The organism is Sulfitobacter sp. (assembly GCF_041552635.1).
GTDB lineage: Bacteria > Pseudomonadota > Alphaproteobacteria > Rhodobacterales > Rhodobacteraceae > Sulfitobacter.
Genome location: NZ_JBFEKM010000385.1, coordinates 1 through 1,213, shown reverse-complemented (window position 1 = coordinate 1,213; position 1,213 = coordinate 1). Strand labels below are relative to the sequence as shown.

The following is a 1,213-nucleotide window of genomic DNA, read 5'->3' as shown; positions in this document are numbered from 1 at the left end:
GTTTCAGGTGTTCCCGCGGGTTTATGGAACCTTTCGGTATTCGATCGTTTCAGGGCTTAGCGCTGGTGGCCCGAACGACGGTAACCTTTATGACCGCAGCTTTGACCTGCACTACCAGATTTCTGACGAGAGCGGATATCGACCAGCCTTTGCTGTCGGGTTGCGCGACTTTTTGGGGACCGGCCTTTACAGCAGTGAATATTTCGTTGCGACCAAAAGCTTTGGGTCAAAAATCGAGGTGACAGGTGGGCTTGGCTGGGGCCGTCTTGCGGGGCGTGGATCTTTCTCGAACCCGCTTGGGATTCTGTCAGACAGGTTTGACTCGCGCGATGTCGGGACAACCGGACTTGGCGGCCAACTGGAAACCGGCAAGTGGTTCCGCGGCGAAACTTCGGTATTTGCAGGGGTCAAGTGGCACGTAAGTGATCAAACCACGTTGTTCGCGGAATATTCGCCTGATGTTTACACCAGAGAATCCGTAAACACTGGTATCGATATCTCGACGCCGCTGAACGTTGGTCTTGAGTACCGGTTCAAGAACGGCGTTAACCTCAAGGGCTATGTTGTCGGCGGAAACGAGATCGGTGCGCAGCTAAGCTATGTGTTCAACCCTGCGGAGCGCCGTTATCCGGGTGGCCTTGAAGGCGCGCCCAGATCGATTGGGGCTCGCAACAAACTTGCGATCGCCGATTGGAATAATTCCGCTAAGGGTGGTGGTCAGGATGCTGTCCGGCGGGTCCTCAAGGCCGGTCTTGCCGAAGAAGGTCTTGCATTGCAGGGCTTTACCATGGGCGGCCAGCAGGCAACCATACGCATCGAGAACAACCGGTTTGACATCGAAGCCCAAGCTGCCGGGCGTGCCGCGCGGGTGATGGCTACGACTTTGCCGCCACAGATTGAAAAGCTGACTGTGGTTTTTCAGCGCCGCGGTGTTCCCCTCAGCCGTGTGGTGACGATGCGGTCTGACCTTGAGGAACTTCAATTCGACTACGACGGGGCATGGCGTACCCTTGCACGCGCCAAGATCGAAGATGCTCATGACCAAGGTCGCGTTGGAGAGCTGGATGATTATTTTCCCGAATTCGACGCGTCCTTTGGGCCATATCTCGCGACATCATTCTTTGACCCTGACAGCCCCATTCGTGCCGATCTGGGCGCGCAATTGCGCATGTCCTATCGTCCGTCACCGGGCCTGACATTCTCGGGGCAGCTG

1 protein-coding gene is annotated in these 1,213 nt (G+C 56.5%); it reads left to right on the top strand.

Annotated features, from left to right (window positions below):
* Positions 1–1,213, top strand: a 1,213-nt coding sequence (locus ABYT07_RS21285) for a YjbH domain-containing protein (RefSeq protein ID WP_372993982.1), incomplete at both ends; no start/stop codon positions are given.